Origin of the sequence: Acinetobacter suaedae, from assembly GCF_008630915.1 — a bacterium.
GTDB lineage: Bacteria > Pseudomonadota > Gammaproteobacteria > Pseudomonadales > Moraxellaceae > Acinetobacter > Acinetobacter suaedae.
Window position 1 is genome coordinate 1,593,951 of sequence record NZ_CP043909.1, and the last position, 20,413, is coordinate 1,614,363.

Annotated in this window: 20 protein-coding genes; 16 read left to right on the forward strand and 4 right to left on the reverse strand. The window is 37.9% G+C overall.

Going from position 1 to position 20,413, the window contains the following annotated elements:
• Window positions 1-159 precede the first annotated feature (159 nt).
• The 6 genes from F2A31_RS07520 to F2A31_RS07545 all read left to right on the forward strand — a co-directional run bounded on the left by F2A31_RS07520 (window position 160) and on the right by F2A31_RS07545 (window position 5,859).
• Window positions 160-1,797, forward strand: coding sequence for a CTP synthase (locus F2A31_RS07520; protein WP_150025860.1), 1,638 nt, complete (start codon window positions 160-162; stop codon window positions 1,795-1,797).
• A 31-nt stretch (window positions 1,798-1,828) separates the two neighbouring features.
• Entirely contained in the window at window positions 1,829-2,686 is an 858-nt protein-coding gene (gene kdsA / locus F2A31_RS07525; RefSeq protein WP_150025861.1) for a 3-deoxy-8-phosphooctulonate synthase, read from the forward strand.
• Window positions 2,687-2,776: 90 nt separating this feature from the next.
• Window positions 2,777-4,066, forward strand: a complete 1,290-nt coding sequence (gene eno, locus F2A31_RS07530; protein ID WP_150025862.1) for a phosphopyruvate hydratase — start codon at window positions 2,777-2,779, stop codon at window positions 4,064-4,066.
• A 129-nt stretch (window positions 4,067-4,195) separates the two neighbouring features.
• The gene (gene ftsB, locus F2A31_RS07535; protein WP_150025863.1) at window positions 4,196-4,561 is read left to right on the forward strand and encodes a cell division protein FtsB; all 366 of its coding nucleotides are present in this window, start codon (window positions 4,196-4,198) and stop codon (window positions 4,559-4,561) included.
• Window positions 4,551-5,249: a 2-C-methyl-D-erythritol 4-phosphate cytidylyltransferase gene (gene ispD / locus F2A31_RS07540; RefSeq protein ID WP_150025864.1), complete on the forward strand. Its 699-nt coding sequence runs from the start codon at window positions 4,551-4,553 to the stop codon at window positions 5,247-5,249. The genes ftsB and ispD overlap by 11 nt, the downstream gene beginning before the upstream one ends.
• A gap of 133 nt (window positions 5,250-5,382) precedes the next feature.
• On the forward strand, window positions 5,383-5,859 hold the full coding sequence (locus tag F2A31_RS07545) for a DUF6438 domain-containing protein (protein WP_150025865.1): 477 nt from the start codon (window positions 5,383-5,385) through the stop codon (window positions 5,857-5,859).
• A 51-nt stretch (window positions 5,860-5,910) separates the two neighbouring features.
• Here the strand turns inward: F2A31_RS07545 and F2A31_RS07550 are convergent, their stop codons facing one another.
• Both F2A31_RS07550 and F2A31_RS07555 read right to left on the reverse strand, forming a co-directional pair.
• A complete protein-coding gene (locus F2A31_RS07550; RefSeq protein WP_150025866.1) occupies window positions 5,911-6,675 on the reverse strand; it encodes an RES family NAD+ phosphorylase in 765 nt (254 codons plus the stop codon).
• The gene (locus F2A31_RS07555; protein ID WP_150025867.1) at window positions 6,672-7,043 is read right to left on the reverse strand and encodes an MbcA/ParS/Xre antitoxin family protein; all 372 of its coding nucleotides are present in this window, start codon (window positions 7,041-7,043) and stop codon (window positions 6,672-6,674) included. Before F2A31_RS07555 ends, F2A31_RS07550 begins: the two co-directional genes overlap by 4 nt.
• Window positions 7,044-7,254: 211 nt before the next feature.
• On the opposite strand from F2A31_RS07555, the gene F2A31_RS07560 reads away from it, so the two are divergent.
• From F2A31_RS07560 to F2A31_RS07585, 6 genes are all read left to right on the forward strand, one after another.
• Entirely contained in the window at window positions 7,255-7,665 is a 411-nt protein-coding gene (locus F2A31_RS07560) for a YeeE/YedE family protein (protein ID WP_150025868.1), read from the forward strand.
• Between the two features lie 12 nt (window positions 7,666-7,677).
• Window positions 7,678-8,088 (forward strand): DUF6691 family protein, encoded by a 411-nt coding sequence (locus tag F2A31_RS07565; RefSeq protein WP_150025869.1) that lies wholly within the window; start codon window positions 7,678-7,680, stop codon window positions 8,086-8,088.
• Between the two features lie 17 nt (window positions 8,089-8,105).
• A complete protein-coding gene (locus tag F2A31_RS07570; protein ID WP_150025870.1) occupies window positions 8,106-8,978 on the forward strand; it encodes an MBL fold metallo-hydrolase in 873 nt (290 codons plus the stop codon).
• Between the two features lie 168 nt (window positions 8,979-9,146).
• On the forward strand, window positions 9,147-9,845 hold the full coding sequence (locus F2A31_RS07575) for a histidine phosphatase family protein (RefSeq protein WP_005080590.1): 699 nt from the start codon (window positions 9,147-9,149) through the stop codon (window positions 9,843-9,845).
• Window positions 9,846-9,986: 141 nt separating this feature from the next.
• Complete coding sequence (locus F2A31_RS07580; RefSeq protein ID WP_005080592.1) at window positions 9,987-10,247, forward strand: hypothetical protein; 261 nt, start codon at window positions 9,987-9,989, stop codon at window positions 10,245-10,247.
• 126 nt (window positions 10,248-10,373) lie between these two features.
• A complete protein-coding gene (locus tag F2A31_RS07585; RefSeq protein ID WP_150025871.1) occupies window positions 10,374-10,958 on the forward strand; it encodes a uracil-DNA glycosylase family protein in 585 nt (194 codons plus the stop codon).
• Here the strand turns inward: F2A31_RS07585 and F2A31_RS07590 are convergent.
• The gene (locus F2A31_RS07590; RefSeq protein WP_134252221.1) at window positions 10,955-11,443 is read right to left on the reverse strand and encodes a pyridoxamine 5'-phosphate oxidase family protein; all 489 of its coding nucleotides are present in this window, start codon (window positions 11,441-11,443) and stop codon (window positions 10,955-10,957) included. The two genes, F2A31_RS07585 and F2A31_RS07590, sit on opposite strands and share 4 nt — an antisense overlap.
• Window positions 11,444-11,561: 118 nt before the next feature.
• The gene (locus F2A31_RS07595; protein ID WP_171490649.1) at window positions 11,562-13,118 is read right to left on the reverse strand and encodes a phospholipase D family protein; all 1,557 of its coding nucleotides are present in this window, start codon (window positions 13,116-13,118) and stop codon (window positions 11,562-11,564) included.
• A gap of 185 nt (window positions 13,119-13,303) precedes the next feature.
• Between F2A31_RS07595 and F2A31_RS07600 the strand changes: the two genes are divergently transcribed.
• The 4 genes from F2A31_RS07600 (at window position 13,304) to uca (ending at window position 20,412) form a co-directional block, all read left to right on the forward strand.
• Window positions 13,304-13,579 carry a metal/formaldehyde-sensitive transcriptional repressor gene (locus F2A31_RS07600; RefSeq protein ID WP_150025873.1) on the forward strand — a complete coding sequence of 92 codons (276 nt, stop codon included), beginning with the start codon at window positions 13,304-13,306 and terminating at the stop codon, window positions 13,577-13,579.
• 15 nt (window positions 13,580-13,594) lie between these two features.
• Window positions 13,595-14,704 carry an S-(hydroxymethyl)glutathione dehydrogenase/class III alcohol dehydrogenase gene (locus tag F2A31_RS07605; RefSeq protein WP_150027722.1) on the forward strand — a complete coding sequence of 370 codons (1,110 nt, stop codon included), beginning with the start codon at window positions 13,595-13,597 and terminating at the stop codon, window positions 14,702-14,704.
• A 260-nt stretch (window positions 14,705-14,964) separates the two neighbouring features.
• Window positions 14,965-16,791, forward strand: coding sequence for an allophanate hydrolase (atzF, locus tag F2A31_RS07610; RefSeq protein ID WP_150025874.1), 1,827 nt, complete (start codon window positions 14,965-14,967; stop codon window positions 16,789-16,791).
• A 15-nt stretch (window positions 16,792-16,806) separates the two neighbouring features.
• The gene (uca, locus tag F2A31_RS07615; RefSeq protein WP_150025875.1) at window positions 16,807-20,412 is read left to right on the forward strand and encodes an urea carboxylase; all 3,606 of its coding nucleotides are present in this window, start codon (window positions 16,807-16,809) and stop codon (window positions 20,410-20,412) included.
• The last annotated feature ends 1 nt before the right edge of the window (window position 20,413 follow it).

Here is a 20,413-nt window from a genome sequence, read left to right on the forward strand (position 1 = left end):
CCACAAATCCCATAAATTTTTATCGAAAATGCTGATAGAATAGTCAGTTGTTTATAGTTCTTTGAATTGATGCGGTTTGACTTTGCTTTATAGGGGCAGAGTACAGTAAAATTGCCCAACATTGTAGGCCGATTTCGGCTCGATTGTACGAGAAACTCAATGACCCATTTTATTTTTGTCACTGGTGGTGTGGTTTCATCACTAGGTAAAGGTATTTCTGCTGCTTCTGTTGCTGCACTTTTGGAAGCTCGTGGCTTAAAAGTCACTATGGTAAAAATGGATCCATATATCAATGTCGATCCAGGTACCATGAGTCCATTTCAACATGGTGAAGTTTTTGTTACAGAGGATGGTGCTGAAACTGACTTAGATTTGGGATATTACGAACGTTTCTTACGTCGTGCAAAAATGACCAAGTTAAATAACTTTACTAGTGGTCGTGTTTATCAGGACGTTCTGAATAAAGAGCGTCGTGGCGACTATTTAGGTGGTACAGTTCAAGTTATCCCTCATATCACAGACAATATTAAAGAACGTGTACTACGCGCAGGCGAAGGTTATGACGTTGCGATTGTTGAGATCGGTGGTACGGTTGGTGATATCGAATCACTTCCATTTATGGAATCAGTACGTCAGTTGATGGTTGAGCTTGGCCATAAGCGCACGATGTTAATGCATTTAACACTGTTACCTTATATTAAATCAGCTGCTGAACTTAAAACCAAACCTACACAGCATTCAGTTAAAGAACTTCTTTCAATTGGTATTCAACCAGATATTTTAATCTGCCGTACTGAATATGATGTTGATGTTGATACAAAACGTAAAATTGCATTGTTTACGAATGTAGAAGCTCGTGCAGTTGTTGTCTGTAAAGATGCAAAAACAATTTACCAAATTCCACGTACGTTCTATGAACAAAACGTTGATGATTTAATTTGTGAGCGTTTTGGTTTCAATGATCTTCCAGAAGCAAACCTTGAAGATTGGGATAATGTAGTTGAAGCATTACTAAACCCTGAATATACAGTTCGTGTTGCGATGGTTGGTAAGTATGTTGAATTACCAGATGCGTATAAATCTGTAAACGAAGCATTATTACATGCCGGTATTCAAAATCGTGTCAAAGTTCAAATTGACTATGTAAATGCTGAAGAGCTTGAACAGCAAGACATTAATATTTTAAGTACTGCCGACGCAATTCTAGTTCCAGGTGGTTTTGGTGAGCGTGGTACTGAAGGGAAGATGAAGGCCATTCAATATGCGCGTGAGAACAATGTTCCTTTCTTAGGTATTTGTTTAGGTATGCAATTGGCAGTAATTGAATATGCTCGTCATGTTGCTGGTATGCCTGATGCAAGTTCAACAGAATTTAATCGTTCAACAAAATATCCACTTATTGGTTTAATTACTGAATGGTTAGATGAGCGCGGTGAATTACAACAACGCAGTCTTGAATCTGATTTGGGTGGCACGATGCGTTTAGGTGCGCAAAAATCTGAATTGGTTGAAGGTACTAAGACTCGCGAAGTTTACGGTAAAGCAGAAATCACTGAGCGCCATCGCCATCGTTATGAAATGAATAACCGTTTTATCGAGGCGATTGAAGAAGCGGGTATGAAGATTTCTGGTTATTCTTCAGCACAACATTTAGTTGAAACTGTAGAAATTCCTGAACATCCTTGGTTTATTGCTGTACAATTCCATCCAGAATTTACAAGTTCACCACGTGATGGACATCCATTATTTGCTAGTTTTATCGATGCTGCAAAACAACAGCATCAAAATAGTAAGTAATGTAGGCTTTAAATAAACTGGGAAAGTTTAAATGTCACAATTAAAACCACAAGAAGTTGTACGTTTAGGCGATATACAAATGGCAAATCATTTGCCATTTGTATTATTTGGCGGAATGAACGTACTTGAGTCAAAAGATTTAGCATTTGAAATTGCTGAAACTTATATTGATATTTGCAAACGCCTAGATATTCCATACGTGTTCAAAGCGAGCTTTGATAAAGCAAATCGCTCGAGCTTAAACTCTTTCCGTGGACCTGGTTTAGAAAAAGGGATTGAGTGGCTTGCAGACATTAAAAAACAATTTAATGTTCCGATTATTACGGATGTTCACGAGCCATATCAGGCCGCACCTGTTGCTGAAGTTGCCGATATTATTCAGCTACCAGCATTTTTAAGTCGTCAGACTGATCTTGTTGAAGCGATGGCAAAAACTCAAGCCATTATTAATATCAAAAAAGCACAGTTCTTAGCACCACATGAAATGCGCCATATCTTGCATAAGTGCCTAGAAGCTGGAAATGACAAACTCATTCTTTGTGAACGTGGTTCGGCATTTGGTTATAACAATTTAGTTGTAGATATGCTTGGCTTTGACATCATGAAAGAAATGAATGTTCCGGTATTCTTTGATGTAACACATGCATTGCAGACACCTGGTGGTCGAGCTGATTCTGCTGGTGGTCGCCGTGCTCAAATCACCACTTTAGCACGTGCAGGCATGGCAACGGGTTTAGCTGGTTTGTTCTTGGAAGCACATCCTGATCCTGAAAAAGCGAAATGTGATGGTCCATGTGCTTTGCGTTTATCACAGCTTGAGCCATTCTTGGCACAATTAAAAGAATTGGATACTTTAGTTAAAGGATTCAAAAAGTTAGATACACATTAAGCCGATTTTCCCCTTTGAGTTCCTCTAACAAGGGGAATCTCAATACAAATCAAGGTTTAATTTAATATTCATTCAACAGAGGAATTGTTCATGAGCCAAATCGTTGATATTCGTGCACGCGAAATTTTGGACTCCCGTGGTAACCCAACCATCGAAGCAGACGTTATTTTAGAATCTGGGGTTGTTGGTCGTGCATGTGCACCATCTGGTGCTTCAACTGGTTCTCGTGAAGCTTTAGAACTTCGTGACGGTGACAAATCACGTTACTTAGGTAAAGGTGTACGCACAGCAGTTAACAACGTTAACACATTGATTCGTGATGCTTTGTTGGGTAAGTCAGTTTTTGAGCAAAAAGACATTGATAACACAATGATCGCGCTTGATGGCACTGAAAACAAAGAAAAGTTAGGTGCTAACGCAACTTTGGCTGTGTCATTGGCTGCTGCACGTGCTGCTGCTGAAGAAAAGAAACTTCCTCTTTTCCAATATATTGCGGATCTTCGTGGTCAAACAATCTTAACGATGCCTGTACCGATGATGAACATCCTCAACGGTGGTGAGCATGCGGACAACACTGTTGATATCCAAGAGTTCATGATTGAGCCAGTAGGTTTTACTTCATTTGCTGAAGCTTTACGTGCTGGTGCTGAAGTATTCCACTCTTTAAAATCAGTTTTAAAGAAACAAGGTTTGAATACTGCGGTTGGTGATGAAGGTGGTTTTGCACCTAATTTACGTTCTAATGAAGAAGCAATTACTGTAATCCTTCAAGCAATTGAACAAACAGGTTACAAAGCTGGTTCAGACATGATGCTTGCATTAGACTGCGCATCTTCAGAGTTCTACAAAAACGGTCAATACGTTTTAGAAGGCGAAGGTAATCGTGCATTTACAAGTCATCAGTTTGCTGACTATCTTGCAGGTCTTGTAAACCAATATCCAATCATCTCGATTGAAGATGGTTTAGACGAGTCAGACTGGGAAGGTTGGAGCTATTTGACTTCAATTCTTGGTGATAAAATCCAGTTGGTTGGTGATGATTTATTCGTTACGAATCCAAAGATTTTGCAACGTGGTATTGATGAGAAAGTAGGTAACTCTATTCTGATTAAATACAACCAAATCGGTACGTTGACTGAAACTTTAGATGCCATCTATCTTGCAAAAGCAAATGGTTACTCGACAGTAATTTCTCATCGTTCAGGTGAAACTGAAGATTCAACAATTGCTGACTTGGCGGTGGGTACTGCGGCTGGTCAAATTAAGACTGGCTCACTGTGTCGTTCTGACCGTGTAGCGAAATATAACCAATTACTTCGTATTGAAGAATTAACCAAAGCAGCTTACCGTGGTAAGGCTGAATTTAAAGGCCTAAATTAAGGTAAGTTGTCTCTATGTTGAATTCTCCTGATGAACTTTCTTTACAAAAGAGAGAAACTTCACGAATTAATAATCCTATAAAATTCGTGACAGATCTTCCTTTAAAAAGAAGGATGTAGGGAGTTTTCAATGTTAGAAGTTTTTCAATCTACTTCAAGTAAAGTGATTTTATTACTTGCGGTTGTTTTAATCGCAAGCTTACAGTATCGCTTTTGGCTAGGTGAGGGAGGCTATATCCCTCATCAAGCGTTAACTCAACAGATTCAACAACAAGCGGAAATCAATACCGAGTTAAAAGAACGCAATCGTATTTTGGCAGCTGAAGTTTTTGATTTAAAAAATGGAAGTGAAGCGATTGAAGAACATGCTCGTTTAGATTTAGGTTTGATCAAACCTAACGAAACATTTGTGCAAATGAGTACGATTAGTACCCAATATAAACCAATTTATATTGATCCAAATGCGAAAGTAGATACTGCGACCAATGAGAACTAAGCTATGGGCGGTTGTACCAGCAGCAGGTTCTGGCAGTCGTTTTTCAAAAACTGAATTAAAACAATATCAATATATCCAAAATCAGACTGTGCTTGAGCACACGGTTAATCGTCTTCATACATTAGATTTAGAGGGTTGTGTCCTTGCCATAGGTGAGCAAGATAATTTTGCTCAGACACTATCTTTCCAGCACCAAGACAAAATGCATTTTTGTTTGGGTGGTTCAGAACGTGTTCATTCTGTATTGAATGCTCTCATATATTTATCGAATATTGCTGATGAAAATGATTGGGTGCTTGTACATGATGCTGCACGACCATGCGTTACATCAACTTGTTTACAAGACTTAGTATGTTCAGCAATTGAAGCTGATAAAAACTCAATTCTGGCGATCCCAGTTCGAGATACTTTGAAGCGAGTTGAAGCTGAAAATCAGATAGAAAAAACTGTAAGCCGTAATTTTTTGTGGCAAGCACAAACACCACAAATGGCAAAGCTTAAAGATTTAAAACATGCGATAGAAGTGGCTCTAGCAAATCAGGTTGTCATTACTGACGAAGCCAGTGCTTTGGAGCATATTGGTCAGCCAGTACAAGTTGTACAAGGACGATCTGATAACATCAAAATTACATATAAAGATGATTTAGAACTTGCACGTCTTATTTTGCAATCTCAAATAGCCAACTAGAATTTAAAAAACTGCTTGGCGAAGAAATAGCCTAAGTAAATTATGTGAATTTTATTATTTATATTTACAGACAAATGACAATTAATTCACAATTTGTTAAATTTAAACAACATTCTTGATAATGGGTCAATAAATGAAAAAATTACTAATTGCTGGGCTTTTTACCTTCTCATTGGTTGGTTGTGCATCTACTCCTCAACAACCTCAGAATACAACACAAGAAACAATTCGCTATTCATCTAGCCCATGTTTCGGTACTTGTCCTATTTATTCTGTTGAAGTTTCTCCTAATGGTTCAGTCCACTTTGATGGTAAACAATATACTAAAGTAACAGGAACTCAAGATCTTTCAGTTGATCCTTCTGTTTATAGAAAACTACAAGAAGAATTGAAAACTTATCGCCCTGAAACAGGTGCGAATGTTAAAACTACGGGGTGTGAAGAGACTGCATCTGACCAACCGAATGCTTATTTTTCGTGGAAAAGTCCAGATGGTACGGTTACGAACTTAAGTCATTATATGGGATGTATTTCACCAGCAAATGCTGAGTTAAATAAACTTATTGAGAAGTTACCTAAATTGATTGGAATTGAAGATTTTGTAAGTTAATCTCAATTCTATATGCGCCCCGTATTTCGGGGCCTTTTTTACTGTCTGCTTCTATGCTGGCATTGGAAAAATACCTTGTTGTAAAAACTGCGATAATTCAAAGCGAACAATACTAGATCCTTCCACTGCTTTAAATATAACTTCATCAGCACCTATGTCACAGAACCATTGTTCTCGATTTAAAGGGCTATGCTGGCTAAAATGCTCTGCAGTGAACAATCCGACACAGATAGCATGATCACTTGCTCGAGCTGATGGATATTCAAAGATCTCAATTCCTTCATTCCGCATTGCTGTGCCTAATTGTTGTGCATAACTATAATTTGTAGGATGAGCAATTAGATCTAGATATTGATCAAAAGGAGGGGATTGTAAACGAAGACCCTTATTGCAATGATAGCCTACTGAAAATAAAGTATGCTCACTGCGTATCGTTTTTTTCTTTGGTGTACCATCCATTGAGTGCCAGAATACAAAGCGATAATAAGCTGATTCAGCCAAGGTCACATTTACACTACATCCACCATAAAAAATACTTGGTTCAAAAGTACGGCCAAAACGCGATCCCCATTTTAATGGTGGATAACGAAACGGTGTTTTGAGTAAATAATGTAAATGTTCTGACTTTGGAGGATATGGCGGTTTGACTAACTCTAACATATCCTCTAACAATGCTTGTTCTTCTAAAGTATCCACCAATTGTCTTGTTGCAATTTGTTCTTGGCTTTCAACTAAACGATATAAAGTACCGGATAAAGGTGAGACGTGTTTGTTTCCTTCACAACTTTGCCATAAATTTTGCTCAATGGCAGTCATACTTTACCTCGAATTGCATCGACAAATTGAAGAACTGAAACCAATCCACTTATACTTTCAATTTGTTCAACAGGAATACCGCCTGTCACACGATTTGGTGTGTTCATAAAATGACGCATCCAATCCGTGTCTCCGCCAGTTAGTGCATACAATGCACGTGACAAACGAATAAGCAACAATGCTAACTCACCTTGTTTAGATGCTGGATCTAATTCAGGATTATTTTTTAGTCGACTAATCGCTGTGCGATGTACACCTAAAATGGCGGCAAGTTGTATTTGTTTTAAATCAAGTTGCTCAGCGGCATTGAGTACTGCTTTTGCAAGAACTACTTTTTTGTCTGCGGGTTGTTTTAATAATGCACTCATGATCAAACCCTCATGTTGTATATGCACTTATTGTAATGTAATTGTGCAAAATGCACAATGTTCTACATGACGTAATTTTTGACATTATCCAATCAATCATTCTATTAAATTGATGTAATCTGTAATAAGAATTACATGAAATATAGAAAAACACCTTATATTATTATTGATAATAATATATTATAAAAACATATATTGTTTAGGATGGAATATGCATAGCATCTGGATGGCTTTGATCGGTGGCGTAATACTTGGAATCGCCGTTGTTGGCTATTTATATGTCAATGGACGGATTGCGGGAGTTAGTGGCTTACTAGCACAGTTACTGCAACCTAAAACTTTTCTACATAGTCCAGCATTATGGTTTCTATTGGGATTGTTTGTCACACCATTTATTTATCAGCTATTTATTGAGCCTGAAATTATCATTAAATCATCACCATTGGGGTTAATTGTAGCTGGGCTTTTGGTTGGCTTTGGTACACGTTTAGGTTCAGGCTGTACGAGTGGTCATGGTATTTGTGGGATCAGTCGATTATCAATAAGGTCAATTGTTGCAACAGTTACTTTTATGTCCGCAGGTATAGCAACCGTATATATCATTCGCCATTTAATAAGGTAATGGGGCTGTAATATGAAAAATTTGTTTGCTTTTATATTTGGCAGCTTATTTGCTATTGGCTTAATGGTTTCTGGAATGTCTAACCCTGAAAAAGTATTGGGATTTCTGGACATTTTTGGTGATTGGGATATTAGCTTAATGTTTGTGATGGTTGGAGCTATTTTGGTTGCCATCATTCCATTTCAAAGAGCAATTCGAAATCCTAGAACATTATTTGGTGAAAAAATTAATTTGCCAGCAAATACTCAAATTGATAAGAATTTAATTATTGGTGCATTGCTGTTTGGTGTTGGATGGGGCATTGCTGGAGTATGTCCAGCACCAGCTCTTACATTAATTGGTTTAGGTCACCCAGAAGCTTGGTATTTTATCGGAGCAATGCTGTTAGGCATATATTTTCATTATGTTTGGGCTAAACGATAATAAATAGGAATGATCAAATGCAACATCCTCAAGTTAAAGCTTTTTTTGATGAAAACACAAATACGTTTAGCTACGTGGTTAGTGATGTAGAGACTAATGTCTGTGCTGTAATTGATAGTGTATTGGATTACGATCCAGCTTCTGCTTCAACAAAAACGACACATGCTGATGAAATTATTGAGTATATTCAAGAAAATCATTTACGCGTAGAGTGGATACTAGAAACACATGTTCATGCAGATCATTTGACCGCATCTCAGTATCTCAAAGAGCGTTTAGGCGGCAAGATTGCGATGAGTGAAAAAATTAGTATTGTGCAAGAGACCTTTAGCTCTATATACAATCTTGATGTAAAGACATTTAATTCACACCAAACTTTTGATTATCTTTTTAAAGATCATGAACATTTTATGATTGGCAAATTGGATGCTTACAATATCCCTACACCAGGACATACCCCAGCTTGTTTGAGTTACGTGATTGGTGATTCTGTCTTTGTTGGTGATACATTGTTCATGCCAGATTATGGATCGGCTCGTTGTGATTTTCCGAAAGGTAGTGCAGATATTTTGTTTGATTCGGTCCAAAAGCTATATGAATTGCCAGATAAAACGAGAGTTTTTCTGTGTCATGATTATAAACCTAAAGGAAGAAATGACTATATTTGTGAAACAAGTATTCATGCGCAGAGAGAGACAAATATTCATATAAACAAACTCACAGCGAAGCAGGATTTTGTCCAAATGAGGCAGGCGCGTGATGCAACTTTGTCTATGCCAAAACTTATATTACCTTCTATACAAATCAATATGGATGCTGGTCGATTTCCTGCACCAGAAGCAAATGGTGTCCGTTACTTAAAATTACCATTTAATTATTTTAGTCATTAATTTCGATGCTTCAGTCGATTTAGTTATTTTTTTGATTTGAAATAGCCTAAGTAAATTATAAAATTTACTTAGGTTTTACCAATTTAAAAAGATTTAATTTTGAAATTAATTCAATGACTATGATAAAAATACATTTCTTTTAATCTGTATAGAAACTAGGGTAGTTTGATGACCACCATCTATTTAGTCAGACATGGTCAAGCTTCATTTGGTAAAAGTAATTACGATGAGCTTTCAAAGAATGGAGAAGCTCAGGCCCAACTTTTAGGTCAATATTTCAAAAATATTTTTACTGAACAACCCTATATTATTTCGGGCAGTATGAAGCGTCATCAACAAACAACACAAATTTCTTTAAAAGAATGTTTTCCTCAGGCCAGTTATGAAGTTGATGGCTTGTGGAACGAGTTCAATCATCAACAAGTATTTTCTTTATATGAACCAAGATTTGCAAAACCAGAATTGTTAAAGCAAGACGTTTTTAAAGAAGTAGATCCAAGGGCATACTTAGCACAGATCTTTGATGAGGCAATTGCTCGATGGACAAATGAAGCATTTCATCATGAATATGATGAATCTTGGCCAACATTTAAAACTCGAGTGGAAGCAGCACTTAAAAATCTGTGTATAGAACTCACAAATAATCCAGCTCAAGAGGCTGTTGTATTCACTTCTGGAGGGGTTATTTCTGTCATTATTGGTAAATTACTTGAGTTAAGCGTACAGCGAACTTTCGCTTTGAGTTGGTCTATTGCAAATACAAGTGTGACTACATTAAAACTCGTAAATGGTGAACCTCTACTATTAAGTGTAAATGAGCACCAATTTATCAAATCCAAGAACCCAGCTTTGTTAACATGGTTATAGGGATGTTTTATATGAAGGGCAAAAAATTGTGTGTCCTTCATTTATATGACAAAAAATATACAGATGAGAAGTTTTTCGGCTAGGAATTTGTTTTTTTTATGGTATAAAAATATCTCAACTATTTAAACTTGAGAATAAGAAATGTCTGAACAAAAATATCATTGGTATTTAATTGGCTATACATTTAATGATAAAAGCAGTGGTAGCAACACACGGAATTTTAGTATCCAATTACCTTTAGAGAAGCTTCTGCCACCAGTTTCTAAGTCAAAATTAAATGAGTTGGGTGTTATTGGTCTTGAATGGTTAAAGAAAAATGATCCTTCTTCTGAGCCGGAAAACTTATTTGCTATATCAATTGGTTATTTGGGTGAAATGACGATGCAAGAGTTCAATACTTAAGCTCAAATAACAGATGAGAAAGCCCTATAAGTGGGCTTTCTTTTTTAGCTGAACGCTAATAATTAGATCAAATCAAAGCCATCAGCGAAGACAACGTAACATATCTTAAATTTTGGTTTTGTATAAATGATTGATATCGAGACACATCCTTTAGTTCCATTTTTGCCATCAAAGGCAAAGCTTTTGATGCTTGGAAGTTTTCCACCGCCACAAAGCCGCTGGAAAATGGATTTTTATTATCCAAATTATCAAAATGATATGTGGCGTATCTTTGGTTTGATTTTCTTTGAGGATAAAGATTACTTTTTAGATTTGCCCAATAAAAACTTTAAAGAACAACTCATTCGAGACTTTTTAACTCAAATTGGGGTAGGAATATTTGACACTGCTTATCAAGTGAAACGCTTGCAAGGTAATGCATCAGATAAATTTTTAGAAATCGTCACGCCCACAGATTTATCAAAATTGCTAGAGCAAATTCCACTGTGTCACACCATCATGACGACAGGTGATAAGGCAACTGACACGCTAATGCAACATTTCCCTGAGCAAGTAGCTAAACCGATGATTGGGCAATCTGTACAAGTCAATTATGTGGATCGGGAGTTAAGTTTATATCGTTTGCCTTCATCATCACGGGCATATCCGCTAGCACTAGAGAAAAAAGCAAATGCTTATCGTCAGTTCTTCACGGAAATAGGGTTAGTTTAAAAAAGATTTTCCATCATTCGAGGGTATTTAATCCACCTAAACTCATTGATTTTTATATCCCTAACATGAGTAAAATCAGACCAAATCAACTGACTCCCTTTAGTCCATTGTAAAGGTTTAGTTCTCCGATCAACTGCATGTATTTCTTGTTCAGTAGCGAGGCGTAAGTTACCTATTTCTACATATAGGCGAACACCAAAATATTTATCAAATTGACCTTTGATAAAGGAGCGTAACCAAAACCACTTACTTGTATTAATTGCTTGGATGCAGGCTTTGGGATTCTGAATAACATTTTCACTTAGCTTTTCTGTGTAAGTGTCAAAGAAATAAGCTGTTTGATTATCGTTTAAAAAGATTGTGCCAATAGGCGTAATAGTCGGTTGTCCAAAAGAATCTATTGTAGCGATAGACGCATGTAATGATGATCTTTGTGCCTCACTAAATACATGTTGAATATTTTTCCAATCTTTTTCCAAAATCATAATATTATCCTTGTTATTGTTTATTAATATAAAATTAGCATATTCAAGTACAAAACAAATAGTCTTTAGTCAAAATTAATCTGTCAATTTAGTCAATTGGAATAGACTGATCAATATTCTACATCATCCATTCCACTGGAAAATATGACACAAAGTTCATAGTAAAACGCTGAAATTTAGTGCTTTCAGGATCATGGTGATGCTTTATTATCTCGCCATTTTCTTTATGTTCATACCAGATAATATTGCCATCCGTATCAAGTTTGAGTTGATAGGCAACTTGTAGCATATGTTCATCAAGAAGTGTGGTGATTTGATTTTGTAAATGATCAGATTCAACAACCAATCCAACTTCAGTATTTAAGTGAGCCGATCGCGGATCAAAGTTAAAGGAGCCAATAAAAACTTTACCATCTACATCAAAAAATTTTGCATGTAAGCTTGAACGGTTTTTGCCTTTGACTGGAATGACACTACCTGTAGCAACTTCATACCAAGTCCTTTTCTTGCGTTCAATATTTGGTTTGAACTCATAAAGTTGCACACCATTTTGCAACAGTGATTTTCGGTATTGACTATAAAAGGAATGAACCACGGCGACATCATTAGCAACTAAACTATTGGTTAATACACGAACCTTGATGCCATTATTTGAGAGTTGATTTAAGTATTCTGTCCCACGTTTGGTAGGTACAAAATACGCAGAGACTAACTCCATATGTTGTTCTGGTTTCCCCATAATTTTTATGACTTGAGAATACAAAAGATCTTGTTCCTTTGCTTGTCCTGATGCTTTATTTGGGTGATCCGCAACGAAATGTGCTTTGACCCATTGAATAGGATAATTTTGAAGTCGAATTTTCAAATAATCTTGAGCAGACTCTAATTTACTCTCTGTTAATGTATTTTTTTCATCCAGTGCCTGATAGTGCTGTTTGATTTGTTCGAGTTGTTGGTTTGTTCCTTTACCAATCAGTTGTTCGGTCGAATAACTCAAATCACTATTCCAAAATTCATTAAATATTTCCACGGCATGATCTACAGAAGATCCATAGAACAAGATATCCATATCACTAAACTGAAATTGATCACTTGCTTCAAAATACTCACTACTAATGTTTCGACCGCCAGTAACAGCAATCGATGAATCCGCAATAGTAAGTTTATTGTGCATACGATGGTTGATCTGATTGAGCCTAAAGATATAGTCAATAAAACGAAGATGTCTGAATTTATATGGGTTAAAAATACGAATTTCTAAATTCGGATGTTGAGAAAGTGCTTCAAGTGTTTTATCAAGTTTTGTTCCATTTTGATCGTCGATTAATAAGCGGATTTTCACCCCTCGGTCTGCTGCTTTGAGTAACTCATACAACATCAAGTTGCCGATAATATCGTCATTCCAAATATAATATTGGAGGTCCAGTTGATGTTTTGCATTTCGAATTAAGTGCATACGAGAGGCAATGCTTAGAAATGCGTCATCTAAAGCCAAAACCGCTGTTAGACCTTGTTCAATGTTAAGCTCAGATTGTGGGTCATTTACCCACTTTGTTTTAGTCTGCAAGGGATGATTACTCCACTCATTATTTTGATTGGTTGGTAAAGTACAACCACTCAGTCCTAAGACAATGGCAAGTGTTATGACTTTAAAATGGTATGAATTTTCTATCATTTTATTTGTCAAGATTGAATCCATCTGTAATTTATATGTTGTTGATTTTATATATCTCTAAAACCTTTTTATTTCTAAGGTTTTAATGTAACCATTCATTCTTATTCTATATAAAAGTATCAATATTGAACAAAAGTACTATACTGGTGTATAGTATATTTTTTAGATTTAATGTGGTCGACATTATGCCTAAACAATTAGAGGATAAAAAAAAGATCCTCACTCGTGTAAAACGAATTCAAGGTCAAGTTCAGAGTGTGGAACGTGCTTTGGAGAATGACACAGAATGCGCTGATATTTTGCAGCAAATCTGTGCAGTTCGTGGTGCATTAAACGGTTTGATGACTGAACTTCTCGAAATCCATTTAAAAGATACATTGGTTGTCGGTGAGTCTTCAGAGTTGCAACGCAGCCAAGAATTAAATCAAGTCAGTAAAATTCTTAAATCATATTTAAAGTAAAGGAGCTAGATTGTGATTAAATCTCGTGCAGCCGTGGCTTTTGCCGCAGGTGAACCATTAAAAATTGTGAAGCTTGATGTTGAGCCACCAAAGGCAGGTGAAGTCCTCATTAAAATTACTCATACAGGTGTATGTCACACCGATGCCTTCACTTTATCAGGTGATGATCCTGAGGGTGTTTTCCCAGCAGTATTGGGACATGAAGGGGCTGGTGTTGTGGTGCAGGTCGGTGAAGGCGTGACTAGCGTTGCTGTTGGAGATCACGTAATCCCACTATACACAGCAGAGTGTAAAGAATGCTTGTTCTGTAAATCGGGTAAAACCAATCTTTGTGTAGCAGTCCGAGCAACTCAAGGTAAAGGCGTAATGCCTGATGGTACAACTCGTTTCTCGTATAATGGTCAACCGATTTATCACTATATGGGATGTTCAACTTTTAGTGAATATACAGTTGTGGCTGAAGTGTCTCTGGCAAAAATCAATCCTGAGGCGAATCATGAACAAGTCTGTTTGTTAGGCTGTGGTGTGACGACGGGGATAGGTGCAGTACATAACACAGCTAAAGTTCAAGAGGGTGATAGTGTTGCTGTGTTCGGTTTGGGTGGAATTGGTCTTGCTGTTGTACAAGGCGCACGCCAAGCCAAAGCTGGACGTATTATTGTCGTCGATACCAATCCAGACAAATTCGAACTCGCAAAACAGTTTGGTGCAACTGATTTCTTAAATCCTAAAGACTATGAGCAACCAATTCAACAAGTGATTGTTGAAATGACAGGTTGGGGCGTTGATCATTCTTTTGAATGTATTGGCAATACCAATGTTATGCGTTCTGCACTGGAATGTGCTCATCGTGGTTGGGGGCAATCGGTGATTATTGGTGTAGCTGGTGCAGGGCAGGAAATCTCGACTCGTCCATTCCAATTAGTAACAGGTCGTAAGTGGATGGGTACTGCTTTTGGTGGGGTGAAAGGTCGTTCACAATTACCAAAAATGGTAGAAGATGCGATGAACGGTGAGATTCAGCTTGAACCATTTGTAACCCATACTATGCCACTTGAAGATATCAATGATGCTTTTGATCTCATGCATGAAGGCAAATCGATCCGTACAGTGATTCATTTTTAAGTTCTAAGTTTAGATTTGATGGTGTATAAGCTGCATCATCAAATCATTCAATGTGAATTGATTTATATCATTACTATCAGACTGTGCTGAATTATGGAGCATCTGCATTAAAACAAAGCTTTTTTAGCACCATTAGCTTATCTCTAAATTTAAATAATACTCATATGTAAGACAATATACTGAATTTTATATAGAAAATTAATTGGCACGCTTTCTGCATTTAATTTATCCAAACTTGTATACAAGATGGGATTCATAAAATGCATGAGATAAAAACTTTAGGTTGGACAATTTCAGAGTGGCAAACGGCTTATTCGAAAAATGAGATCCAACTCGATACTTTAAAAGATTTAGTTGCATCAATTGATCCTCAAGACAATGCGTGGATTTCAATTGCGACGGTAGAGCAAGTGGAACAGCAAATTCAGGTTCTCAATGAACTATGTAAAGAAGCTGAAAATTTGCATAAGCAGTTTCCACTTTACGGTATACCATTCGCTGTGAAAGACAATATTGATGTCACAGGGTTTGCTTCAACAGCAGCATGTAAATCTCTAACATCGATTGCAACACACGATGCCGAAACAGTGCGTTTGTTGAAACAAGCTGGTGCTATCGTAATCGGTAAAACGAATCTTGATCAATTTGCAACAGGCTTGGTGGGAACGCGTTCACCTTTTGGTGCTGTTGCAAATACATTTAATTCTAAATATGTCAGTGGCGGATCAAGTTCTGGTTCAGCAAGTGTCGTTGCTCGTGGTTTAGTTCCATTTGCATTAGGTACAGATACCGCAGGTTCTGGTCGAGTGCCAGCGGCATTTAACAATATTGTTGGGCTGAAACCAACCAAAGGGCGTTTTTCAAATCGTGGTTTATTGCCTGCATGCAAAAGTCTAGATTGTATATCGATTTTTGCTTTAACTGTTGTTGATGCAGACTTGGTTGCAAATATTTTAGAAGCCTATGATCCATTAGATAGTTATTCACGTAAGCATCCCAAAAATGTGCCAGCACGTTTCTCTAACAAATTAAAATTTGCAATTCCAGAAAAGCTTAACTTCTTTGGTGATGATCAAGCCGAAACTATTTTTAATCAAACGATTCAGTTACTTGAATCTTTGAATGCAGAAATCATTAAAATTGATTTCTCAGACTTTGAAAAACTGGCTGCGCAACTTTATCAAGGATCTTGGGTCGCAGAACGAACTGCTGCAGTTGAAGATTTACTCAAAACCAATCCCGATGCTTTTGATCCAACGGTATTAGAAATTATTCAAAATGGTGAAAAATATTCAGCGGTAGATGCCTACAATGCTGAATATTTAAAACAAGATCTCGCTCGAAAAATTCAACAACGATTGGCCGATTTTGATGCCTTAATTGTTCCCACAACCCCAACGATTTATACCATTGAGCAAGTTCAACAGCATCCAATTGAATACAATGCACATTTTGGAACATATACCAACTTTACGAATTTAGCAGATCTTAGCGCTCTAGCTTTACCAGCAGGATTTAGAGCTGACCATTTACCTTTCGGTATCACTTTAATTGCACCAGCTTGGCACGATGCGGCATTGGTTCATTTTGGCAAAGCTTGGCAAAACTATCTTGCACTGAAATTAGGGGCATTGGATAAAACTTTGCCGTTAAGTTCGACAACGCTTGTTTCTCCACATCATATTCGTGTTGCTGTCGTCGGTGCTCATTTGACAGGTATGCCGCTGAATTTTCAGCTCACTACCCGTGATGCTGTGCATATCGAAACCACCAAAACTTCTAAAAACTATGCGCTTTATGCCTTGAATGGCACTGTTCCACCAAAACCAGGATTAGCACGTCAACAAGATGGTCAAAACATCATTGTTGAGCTTTGGGATGTGCCAATTGCACGATTTGGCGAGTTTGTAGCAGAAATCCCAACGCCTCTAGGTATGGGGAATGTCGAGCTGGAAGATGGTCGCTGGGTGAAAGGTTTTATTTGTGAGCCTTATGGCATAGATGATGCAGAGAATATTAGTCATTTTGGTGGATGGAGAGCCTATATCCAACATCGTAACAGTCAAGCGGCAAACACAGCGAATTAATTGGGGGAAATCATCATGTTTAAAACTGTACTTATTGCAAACCGTGGTGAAATTGCTGTACGGGCGATTCGCACACTTAAAAAACTAGGTGTAACTAGTGTTGCTGTGTATTCGGATAGTGATCGTTATGCACAACATGTTGAAGATGCTGATATTGCAATTGCATTAGACGGTTTAAAACCAGCAGATACTTATTTGAGTATCGAAAAATTAATTCAGGCTGCTAAAAAAACTGGCGCTGAGGCAATATTCCCAGGTTATGGTTTCCTTTCTGAAAGTGCTGATTTTGCTCGCGCCTGTGAAGAAAATAATATTGCCTTTATGGGGCCTACAGCTGAGCAAATTCTAGAATTTGGTTTAAAGCATCGTGCTCGTGAGTTGGCTGCTGCTGCCAATGTTCCGATGACTCCGGGAACAGGATTGCTGAACAGCTTAGAAGAAGCTCTTACCGCGGCGGATCGTATTGGCTATCCAATTATGCTGAAAAGTACTGCAGGCGGTGGTGGTATTGGTTTAACCCGTTGTGATACGCCACAAGCCTTGACCGATGCATACGAAAGTGTAAAACGTTTGGGCGAACAGTTCTTTAAGGATGCAGGCGTATTTATTGAATGCTTTATTGATAAAGCTCGTCATGTTGAAGTACAAATTTTTGGTGATGGAAAAGGGCAAGTCGTTGCCTTTGGTGAGCGTGATTGTTCTTTGCAACGTCGTAATCAAAAAGTGGTAGAGGAAACACCTGCGGCAAATTTACCTGAAGCGACACGCAAAAAATTGCATCTAGCAGCAGTGGAATTAGGTAAATCCGTTAATTATCGTAGTGCAGGAACTGTGGAGTTTATCTACGATGCCAATCGAGATGAGTTTTATTTTCTTGAAGTGAATACGCGTTTACAGGTTGAGCATCCAGTCACTGAAATGGTGACGGGTTTAGACTTGATTGAATGCATGCTTAAAGTGGCTGCGGGTGACGAACTCGATTGGGCATATCTCAGCAATATTCAGCCTAAAGGTGCTGCGATTGAAGTACGAGTTTACGCCGAAGATCCTGTGAAAAATTTCCAACCAAGTCCGGGTGTACTGACAGAAGTTGCATTTCCAGAGGGGATTCGGGTTGATACTTGGGTCAAAACAGGCACAGAGATTTCTCAATACTTCGACCCAATGATTGCCAAGATTATTGTGCATGCTGATGATCGTGCTAGTGCTATTGAAAAATTAAAGAATGTATTGGCTGAAACACGCTTGAACGGTATCAGTACAAACTTAGATTACGCACGTGCCATCGTTTCAGATCAGCGCTTTGAATCTATGCAAATTTGGACAAGAATGTTGGATGATTTCAACTACACACCAAATGTAATTGAAGTAGTTCAAGCAGGGACGTTGAGTTCAATTCAAGATTATCCAGGTCGTACAGGTTACTGGGATATTGGTGTACCGCCATCTGGCCCAATGGATGACTATGCATTTCAGCTTGCCAATCGTATTGTTGGAAATGATGCTAAAGCCGCAGGTTTTGAGTTTACCTTAGTTGGACCAACATTAAAGTTCCATGCAGATACAACCATTGCTCTTGCAGGTGCAAGCTGTGTAGCTTTATTGGACGATAAAAAAATTGATTTTTGGAAACCTGTTGAAGTTAAAGCAGGACAAATTTTAAAAATCGGTCAAGTTGAATCAGGGTGTCGCACATATTTAGCCGTACGAAATGGTTTGGATGTCCCTTTATATTTAGGCAGTCGTTCTACTTTTGCGCTTGGTAATTTTGGTGGTCATGCAGGTCGTACCTTACGTGTCGGTGACATGATAAAAATGGTTGAGCCAACATTTGCTAGCGCAGAGTTGCCACTTGCTCATGATGAACCTCAAGCATTGTCGGCTGACTTGATTCCTGAATACAGTAATGAATGGGAAATTGCGGTGTTATATGGCCCTCATGGCGCACCAGATTTCTTTAAACCTGAATATGTAGAAGAATTTTTTGCTTCGGAATGGACAGTACACTTTAACTCGAATCGTTTAGGTGTGCGTTTGTCAGGACCAACACCAAGCTGGGCAAGAGAAAATGGTGGTGAAGCAGGCCTACATCCATCTAATGTCCATGACTGTGAATATGCGATTGGCGCAATTAACTTCACAGGTGATTTCCCTGTTATTTTAGCGAAAGATGGCCCAAGTTTAGGTGGTTTCGTTTGTCCTGTGACCATCGCTAAAGCAGAACTTTGGAAAGTTGGGCAGCTCAAAGCTGATGATAAAATCCGTTTTTATCCGATTAGCGTTGAACAAGCCAATGAATTAGAGCGTAAGCAAATTGAAAATATCCAAAACTTTGCGGAAGCAAGCAAAGTTGTAGAAACGATTGAGCCAATTCAAGAGGTTGTTAGTACGATCTTGGCACAGCGTGAACCGACAGATTTATCTCCAAAAACAGTTTATCGTCAAGCAGGGGATAGTTATATCCTATTAGAATACGGTGAAAATGTTTTAGATTTGGCTTTGCGTTTACGAGTGCACCAACTTATTCAAATGATCCGTAATGTAAAAATTGCGGGCGTATTGGAGCTGTCACCGGGTGTTCGTTCACTACAGATTAAATACGATGGTTTAGTGATTCCACAATCACAGTTGATTGCTCACTTACTTCAACTTGAAGAAGAAATGGGAGATTTAAGTCAATTAAAAATCCCATCTCGTATCGTACATTTGCCAATGGCGTTTGAAGATAGTGCGACTTTGGGGGCAGTTGAACGCTATCAAGAAAGTGTTTGTTCTAAAGCACCGTGGTTACCAAACAACGTTGACTTTATCCAACGTATTAATGGTTTGGCACATCGCAATGAAGTCAAAGATATTATTTTTGATGCGAACTATTTAATTCTTGGCTTAGGTGATGTGTATTTGACGGCACCTTGTGCCGTGCCAATTGACCCACGCCATCGTTTACTGAGCTCAAAATATAATCCAGCTCGTACTTTTACTGCAGAAGGAACAGTTGGGATTGGCGGTATGTACATGTGTATCTATGGCATGGATTCACCAGGTGGCTATCAGTTGATTGGGCGGACTTTACCAATTTGGAACAAGTTTAAGAAAAACAAACAATTTGGCGATAAACAATGGTTCTTACAATTCTTTGATCAAATTAAATATTTTGAGGTGACAGAAGAAGAACTGAATCAATGGCGTGCAGACTTTGAAAATGGTTGTGCTGAGATCAAGATTGAAGAAACAGAATTCGATTATGCGGATTATGTGAAATTCTTAGATGATGAAGCTGAAAGTATTGCCGAATTTAAAGCTAGGCAACAACAAGCATTCACGACTGAGGTGGATCGCTGGAAAGAGGAGTTTGCAGCTCAACCCGAAGAACAGATTCAAGAAAATAACCATGCTGATTACAGTCATTTAGCATCATTGAATGCATCGATGACAGGTAATATCTGGAAAATTTTTGTTGAGCATGGTCAAGAGGTTAAAAAAGGTGAAACTGTTGCTATTATTGAAGCAATGAAAATGGAACTTCCTGTTTATGCAGAAGAAGATGGCATTGTAAAAGCTATTATTTGTAGAGCAGGACAAACCGTACATAGTGGTGAACCACTGGTTTATATGGAATAAG